The organism is Streptomyces sp. NPDC057694 (genome assembly GCF_042799415.1).
Lineage (GTDB): Bacteria > Actinomycetota > Actinomycetes > Streptomycetales > Streptomycetaceae > Streptomyces.
Map to the genome: position 1 here is coordinate 348,380 of NZ_JBHVIX010000006.1, position 7,229 is coordinate 355,608.

The following is a 7,229-nucleotide window of genomic DNA, read 5'->3' on the forward strand; positions in this document are numbered from 1 at the left end:
GCCCGTACACGCGCGGGATCGGTACGGCGCGTTCCGCCGCCATCCACAGGCCACACAATTTGCCGGGGCTGTGGACAAAATCAAGGGTCCGATGCGTCATGGGACGGTGACGATGCCAAGGACGCCATCCCCGGAACCCGCCCGCATCCTGGTCGTCGGTGGCGGTTATGTCGGGATGTACACCGCCCTGCGCCTGCAGAAAAGGCTCAAACCCGAACTGCGCGGCGGCGCCGTGGAGATCGTCGTCGTCACGCCCGACCCGTACATGACGTACCAGCCGTTCCTGCCGGAGGCCGCGGCCGGATCCATCTCCCCGCGCCACGTGGTCGTCCCGCTGCGCCGCGTCCTCGGCCACTGCAGAGTGATCGTCGGCGAGGTCTCCTCCGTCGACCACGCCAAGCGCACGGCGATGTACACCACCCTCGCCAGCGACGAGGAGGGCACGGGCCCGGCCCCGCTGCGCTACGACGAGATCGTCCTGGCCCCCGGTTCGATCTCGCGCACCCTGCCGATCCCCGGACTCGCCGACCACGGCATCGGCTTCAAGACGGTCGAGGAGGCCATCGGCCTGCGCAACCACGTCATCGAGCAGCTCGACATCGCCTCCTCCACGCGCGACCCGGCGATCCGCGACGCAGCCCTGACCTTCGTCTTCGTGGGCGGCGGCTACGCGGGCGTGGAGGCGCTCGGCGAGCTGGAGGACATGGCCCGGTACGCGGCGAAGTACTACCACAACGTCAAACCCGAGGACCTGAAGTGGATCCTGGTCGAGGCCAGCGACCGGATCCTGCCCGAAGTCGGCCCGGAGATGGGGCAGTACACGATCCGCGAACTGCGCGGCCGCAACATCGACGTACGCCTCGAAACCCGCCTGGAGTCCTGCGAGAACCGGGTGGCGGTCCTCTCCGACGGCTCCCGCCTTCCCACCCGTACGGTCGTGTGGACGGCCGGGGTGAAACCGAGCCCCCTGCTGGCCGCCACCGGCCTGCCGCTGACCGACCGGGGCCGGCTCCGGTGCACCCCCGCCCTCGCCGTCGACGGCGCGCCGCACGCCTGGGGCGCGGGCGACGCCGCGGCGGTCCCGGACGTCACGGCGCCGGGCAAGGAGTGCGCGCCCAACGCCCAGCACGCCGTCCGCCAGGCCAGGACACTCGCCGACAACATCACGGCGTCCCTGCGCGGCGAACCGCTGACCGACTACCGGCACGCGTACGTGGGATCCGTGGCCTCACTCGGTCTGCACAAAGGTGTCGCACACGTCTACGGACGGAAGGTGAAGGGCTACCCTGCCTGGTTCATGCACCGCGTCTACCACCTCAGCAGGGTGCCCACCGCCAACCGGAAGGCCCGCGTCCTGACCGAATGGTCCCTGTCCGGCCTGTTCAAACGGGAGATCGTCTCGCTCGGCTCGCTGGAACGGCCACGCGCCGAGTTCGAACTGGCAGCCGGTGACGTCCCCCCTGAGGATCCTTCCGCTCCACCCTCCGGAGGCCCGAAAGGGTCCCCCTGATCTCAGCCGTCCCTCAGCCGACGCCCTGCTCACCGGAGCGCGGAACTCCCGCCCCCACACCGGCGTCTGACGTTTGTCAGTACGGTCGGCCAGACTGGTCCACGACCATGGGCGGGCCAAGCGCCCTCCCTCGACCCCACGAGGCTTTTCCCAAGTGAACTTCACGCGCTGGAGCGCCCGACTTCCCGGAACGCAGCGCCGCGCCGCAGCGCGGGCCGACCACGGCGTAACCCAGCGAGGCGACGGCGCGGTGCCGTCCGCCCGCGCCGAGCATCTTCCCGACGACGACCAGCAGACCGCGCAGGGCACAGAAGGCACAGAAGGCACGGAGAACGCAGAGGGCACAGCGGCCACGGGCACCGGCGTGACGAGCGGCGCGGGGGTGGACGGGCTGCCGGTCCGCGCCGTCCTCGACCGCATCCCCGGTCTCGTCGCCCTGGTGCACGGCCCCGAGCACCGCGTCGCGTACGTCAACGACGCGTATGTCGCGGCCTTCGGCGACCGCCCACCGGGCGAGCCGGCCCGCGAGGCCCTGCCCGAACTCGACGAGCTGAGCCTGCTCCCGCTCCTCGACCAGGTCCTGCGCAGCTCCAAGCCCCGTACGGTCAAGTCCCGCAAGACGTCCGGCGGCCGTTCGTACACGGTGACCTGCACCCCGCTGGAGACGGCCGAGGGCCCCGGCGTCCTGGTCTTCGCGGCCGACGTCACCGACCACGCGGAGGCGGCCGAGCGCCTGCGCACCAGCGAGCGCCGCCAGCGCGAGACCGCGGTCACCCTCCAGCGCTCCCTGCTGCCCCAGGAGCTGGAGGAGCCCGACGACCTGCGCATCGCCGCCACGTACCAGCCCGGCGGCACCGAGGCCGCGGTCGGCGGCGACTGGTACGACGTCATCACCCTCGGCGGCGGCCGCACCGCCCTGGTCATCGGCGACGTCATGGGCCGCGGCGTCCGCGCGGCGGCGGTGATGGGCCAGCTCCGCACGGCGGTCCGCGCCTATGCACGCCTGGACCTGCCGCCGCACGAGGTACTGCAACTGCTGGACGGTCTCGCTACGGAGATCGACCCGCAGCAGATCGCCACCTGCGTCTACGCCGTCCACGACCCGAACGAGGGCCGGCTCGTCTACGCGTCGGCGGGCCATCTCCCCATCCTGGTAAGGGACGAGAACGGCACGATCCACCGCGGCGACGAACCGACCGGCCCGCCGCTCGGCACCGGCGGCTGGCTGCACGCGTCGGGCTCGGTGCCGCTCGGCCCCGGCTCGACCGCGGTCCTCTACACCGACGGCCTCGTCGAGCGCAGGGACGAGGACATCGACGAGGGCGTGGCCGCGCTCGAGAACGCCCTGGCGGGCGCGACGGGCACCCCGCAGGTGATCTGCGACCGGCTGATCCGCGCCGCGGGCGTCACCGCCGACCACGACGACGACGTGGCGGTCCTGGTCCTCCAGCACCCGGCCCGCAAGGGCTCCGACGGCGAGCTGTTCCGCAACGCGGCGCTCGAACTCCTCGGCGGCATCGAGGCGGCACCACGCGCGCGTGCCTTCGCGTCCGGCGTCCTGACCAGCTGGCGCTTCGCCCCCGAACTGCACGACCTGGGCGTCCTGGCGGCCAGTGAACTCGTGGCGAACTCGCTCCAGCACGGCATCCCGCCGATGCGCCTGCGGCTGCGCCGCACCGACCGCCGCCTGATCATCGAGGTCACCGACGGCGACGACCACCTCCCGCGCCGCCGCCGTGCGGAGCCGGCGGACGAGACGGGCCGCGGCATCGCCATCGTCGCCACCATCGCCTCGAACTGGGGCTCGCGCCGCACACCGGGCGGCGGAAAGGCGGTGTGGTGCGAATTCGTGCTGCCGGACAGAACGTAGGCCCGGCGCGGGACCCCTGGGCAAGTCGGCCCCCGGCTGCTATCAGCTCCGTATGACAGACGCAGCAGATGCCGCACCCGTCTCAGGTTTCCGCCCCACCGGCAGCGCGCCCGAGCGCTACGAGAGTTACGTCGCCCCGCTCATGGCGCCCTTCGTCATCGCGCTCGTGGACGCCGCCGCCCTGTGCCCCGGCGACACCGTGCTCGACCTGGCGTGCGGTACGGGGTTCACGGCCCGGCTCGCCGCGGCCCGGGTCGGCCCGGCAGGCCGTGTCCACGGCACCGATGTCAGCGCCGGGATGCTGCGGGTGGCGGTGGCGCACCGGCCGCACCTGTATCCCGACATCGAGTTCACCGAGGCTCCGGCGGACCGGCTGCCGCACGAGGACGCCACGTTCGACGTGGTCCTGTGCCAGCAGGGCGCCCAGTTCTTCCCCGACCTGGCGGCCGTGTGCGCGGAGGCGGCCCGGGTGACCGCGCCGGGCGGCCGCTTCGCCGCCACGACCTGGAGCCACCTGGACCGCTCCCCGTACTTCCTCGCCCAGCGGGAGACCCTCGCCGAACACGCGGGCGAACAGGCGGCGGCCGATTTCACCCGCGCCTTCGCCGTCACCGGCGACGTCCTCACGACAGCGCTGAACCGGGCGGGTTTCCACGAGGTGGAGTCCCGCCCGGTGACCCTCGACGTGTCGCTCCCGCCGCTCGTCGACTACGTACCCGGCCATTTCTCGGCGCTCCCCTGGAGCGCGCTCGCGGAGCCGGACGCCCTGCGCACGGCGGGGCACCGCTTCGCCGCCCGCTTCGCGGACCGGGCGGCCCCCGACGGCTCGGTGACGCTCCCCTTCACGGCGACGCTGACGACAGCGGTCCGCTGACGTCAGCCCCGCTCAGGCGTCGGCCGCCGCCGGCTCGGGCTTGCTGACCATCACCACGCGGGTCCCGGCCAGCGACGGCTGGTCCTGCAGCGGGGTGAGCCGCTTCCCGAGCCGCAGCGCCAGCACGGTGATGCCCAGCGAGAACAGCAGGAAGGTCACGATGTACGGGCCGTGCAGCGCGGCGCCCATGGGCCCGCCGACGGCCGGACCGACGGCGAGCGCGAGCTGCTTCACCAGCGCGAAGGCCGAGTTGTACGAGCCGACCATGCCCGCGGGGGCGAGGTCGGCGACCAGCGGCGCGACGGTCGGCGACAGCATCGACTCACCGAGCCCGAAGAGCGCGTACGTGGAGATGAAGGCGGCGGTGGCCATGGTCTGGCTGCCGTGCCCGAGCCCCGCGTATCCGGCTGCGGCCCACGCGACGGCCCAGATGAGCCCGACGCCGGCGATCACCCGCGACCGCTTGCGCCGCTCGACGAACTTCAGCACGGCGAACTGCGCGACGACGATCATCGCGGTGTTGGCGGCGAGCGCGATCCCGAGCGTGGACGCCGAGATCCCGGCAGCCTCCACGCCGTAGGCGCTGAGCCCCGACTCGAACTGCCCGTAGCAGGCGAAGAACAGTACGAACCCGAGTCCGCACAGCTGCACCATCGCCCGGTGCCCGAGCAGCGTCCGCAGTCCGCCCTTGGCGGCGTCCTTCGGCTTGGCCTCGCCGAGCGCGGCGCCCTCCGGCATCCGCACGGTCCACACGATCGCGGCGAGCACCAGGAACATCACGGCCTCGATGGCGAACAGCCGCAGGAAGCTCTCCGGGCGGCTCTCGTCGACGATCTGGCCGCCGATGAGCCCGCCGATGCCGAGTCCGAGGTTCTGCAGGAAGAACTGCGTGGCGAAGGACCGCGTCCGGGTCTCCGGCGTCGAGCACCACACGATCATGGTGGCGAGCGCCGGCTGGAGCACCGCGGTACCAGCGCCGAGGACGGCGGCGGCCGCGATGGCGGCAGGCTCACTGCCCGCGAGTCCGAGCCCGAGAGCACCCACGGCCGCGACACCCGAGGCCACGAGCAGTACGGGCATGGGGCCGCGCCGGTCGATGGCGCGACCGGTGAAGGGCAGGACGACCAGGGCGGCCATGGCGAAGGCGGCCAGCACGATCCCCGCCGCACTGGCGCCGAGATCCCGCACTTCCGCCACGTAGACGTAGAGGAACGGAACCGTGAAACCCACGCCGAACGAACTCAGCGCGCTACCCACCTGCACACGCCGCATCGCGGCGCCCATCGCCCTGGTCACTTTCACCTGCCCTTTCGTGGTGCTCACACAAGGAGTGCTCGCACAAGAAGAAGCCCCCAGGGAGCGGCCAGCGCTCAACCCTGAAGACTTCGAAGCTAAAGTTAGAAGCTAAACAGTACAGCGCGAAGGACTTCAATGCCAACCGACGTCGTGCCATACTTCGCCGCATGGCAGCCGAGCCGACCATCGAAGAGCAGATCGCCGCGTACCAGCGGGAGTTCCAGGACCTCGACCCCCAGGTGGAGCAGATCGTCTCGGCACTGGGCAGACTCAACCGCCGGATGAACGTCGCCTACGGCAGGCAGACCTCCGAGATCGGCATCAGCAACGCCGAGTGGGAGGTCCTCAAGGCCCTGGTCCTCTCCGGCGCTCCCTACCGCATGGGCCCCGGCGAACTGGCCAAGCGGCTCGGCCTCACCCCGGCCGCGATGACCCACCGCATCGACCGCATGGTCCAGGAGGGCCTGGTCACCCGGGACCGGGACGAGAACAACCGGGTCCGCGTCATCGTGGAGCTGACCGCCGACGGCCGCGAGAAGTGGCTCGACGCCATGCGGCTTGCGACGGTCTTCGAGGAGGACCTCCTCCAAGACCTCTCCCCGACGGAGCGCACCGCCCTCGGCGAGGTCCTGACCCGCCTCCTGCGCCGCGTGGAGCACGCCCAGCCGGACGCCGGCGGCCGGCTCAACGACCTTGATTGAGCCGCTGCCTGAGACGCCGACGGGGGCGACCCGGGTGGGGGTTGACACGGGTCGGCCGAGTCCGTAAGGTTCTTCGGGTTGCCACGGAGCCGTAACGGTTCTCCGGCAGCAACTCCAGCCGCTGATGCGGCACTCAAACACCAGCACGATCTCCCCAAGGGATTGCTTTCGGCTTGCCCGAATTCAATTCGAAATTGGGTGGCGAGCGTCCCGATCACCTCGATTAGGAACTGCCGCCGGGATCCGCTAAAGTTTGAGACGTCGGAACGGCCCAACAGCCCGGAAGACAAGCCCCGCTGACTGGGAATCAGGCCCGAAAGGATCTGATAGAGTCGGACTCGCCGGAAAGCCGAAAGGCCGGAAAGCGAAGCAAGACCCCGAGGAAATCGGCCGGTGAAACGGTCTGATAGAGTCGGAAACACGAAATACCGAAGGGAAGCGCCCGGAGGAAAGCCCGAGAGGGTGAGTACAAAGGAAGCGTCCGTTCCTTGAGAACTCAACAGCGTGCCAAAAATCAACGCCAGATATGTTGATACCCCGTCTCCGGCCTTCATGGTCGAAGATGAGGTTCCTTTGAAAAAGTCCTGCCGGTCATCTGACTGGTAGGCGCACAGCGAGGACGCTGTGAACATCGGGATTATTCCTCCCGGTGTTCCGCTCTCGTGGTGTCACCCCGATTACGGGGAAACATTCACGGAGAGTTTGATCCTGGCTCAGGACGAACGCTGGCGGCGTGCTTAACACATGCAAGTCGAACGATGAACCACTTCGGTGGGGATTAGTGGCGAACGGGTGAGTAACACGTGGGCAATCTGCCCTTCACTCTGGGACAAGCCCTGGAAACGGGGTCTAATACCGGATACCACTCCGCAAGGCATCTTGTGGGGTTGAAAGCTCCGGCGGTGAAGGATGAGCCCGCGGCCTATCAGCTTGTTGGTGAGGTAGTGGCTCACCAAGGCGACGACGGGTAGCCGGCCT

At 70.1% G+C, this 7,229-nt stretch carries 5 protein-coding genes and 1 rRNA gene; 5 read left to right on the forward strand and 1 reads right to left on the reverse strand.

Annotation, left to right across the window (positions count from 1 at the left end; genetic code table 11):
- Nucleotides 1-112 precede the first annotated feature (112 nt).
- The 3 genes from ACFVDP_RS17860 to ACFVDP_RS17870 all read left to right on the forward strand — a co-directional run bounded on the left by ACFVDP_RS17860 (nucleotide 113) and on the right by ACFVDP_RS17870 (nucleotide 4,254).
- The gene (locus ACFVDP_RS17860; protein WP_383490398.1) at nucleotides 113-1,510 is read left to right on the forward strand and encodes an NAD(P)/FAD-dependent oxidoreductase; all 1,398 of its coding nucleotides are present in this window, start codon (nucleotides 113-115) and stop codon (nucleotides 1,508-1,510) included.
- Nucleotides 1,511-1,664: 154 nt separating this feature from the next.
- Nucleotides 1,665-3,380, forward strand: coding sequence for a SpoIIE family protein phosphatase (locus tag ACFVDP_RS17865; RefSeq protein ID WP_383490401.1), 1,716 nt, complete (start codon nucleotides 1,665-1,667; stop codon nucleotides 3,378-3,380).
- A 52-nt stretch (nucleotides 3,381-3,432) separates the two neighbouring features.
- A complete protein-coding gene (locus ACFVDP_RS17870; protein WP_383490404.1) occupies nucleotides 3,433-4,254 on the forward strand; it encodes a class I SAM-dependent methyltransferase in 822 nt (273 codons plus the stop codon).
- Nucleotides 4,255-4,266: 12 nt separating this feature from the next.
- Here ACFVDP_RS17870 and ACFVDP_RS17875 read toward each other — a convergent pair whose 3' ends face one another.
- Nucleotides 4,267-5,538 (reverse strand): MFS transporter, encoded by a 1,272-nt coding sequence (locus ACFVDP_RS17875; protein ID WP_383490443.1) that lies wholly within the window; start codon nucleotides 5,536-5,538, stop codon nucleotides 4,267-4,269.
- A 179-nt stretch (nucleotides 5,539-5,717) separates the two neighbouring features.
- Here ACFVDP_RS17875 and ACFVDP_RS17880 point away from each other — a divergent pair, with 179 nt between their 5' ends.
- A complete protein-coding gene (locus ACFVDP_RS17880; RefSeq protein WP_383490408.1) occupies nucleotides 5,718-6,251 on the forward strand; it encodes a MarR family winged helix-turn-helix transcriptional regulator in 534 nt (177 codons plus the stop codon).
- A 690-nt stretch (nucleotides 6,252-6,941) separates the two neighbouring features.
- A 16S ribosomal RNA gene (locus ACFVDP_RS17885) occupies nucleotides 6,942-7,229 on the forward strand; the annotation flags it as partial.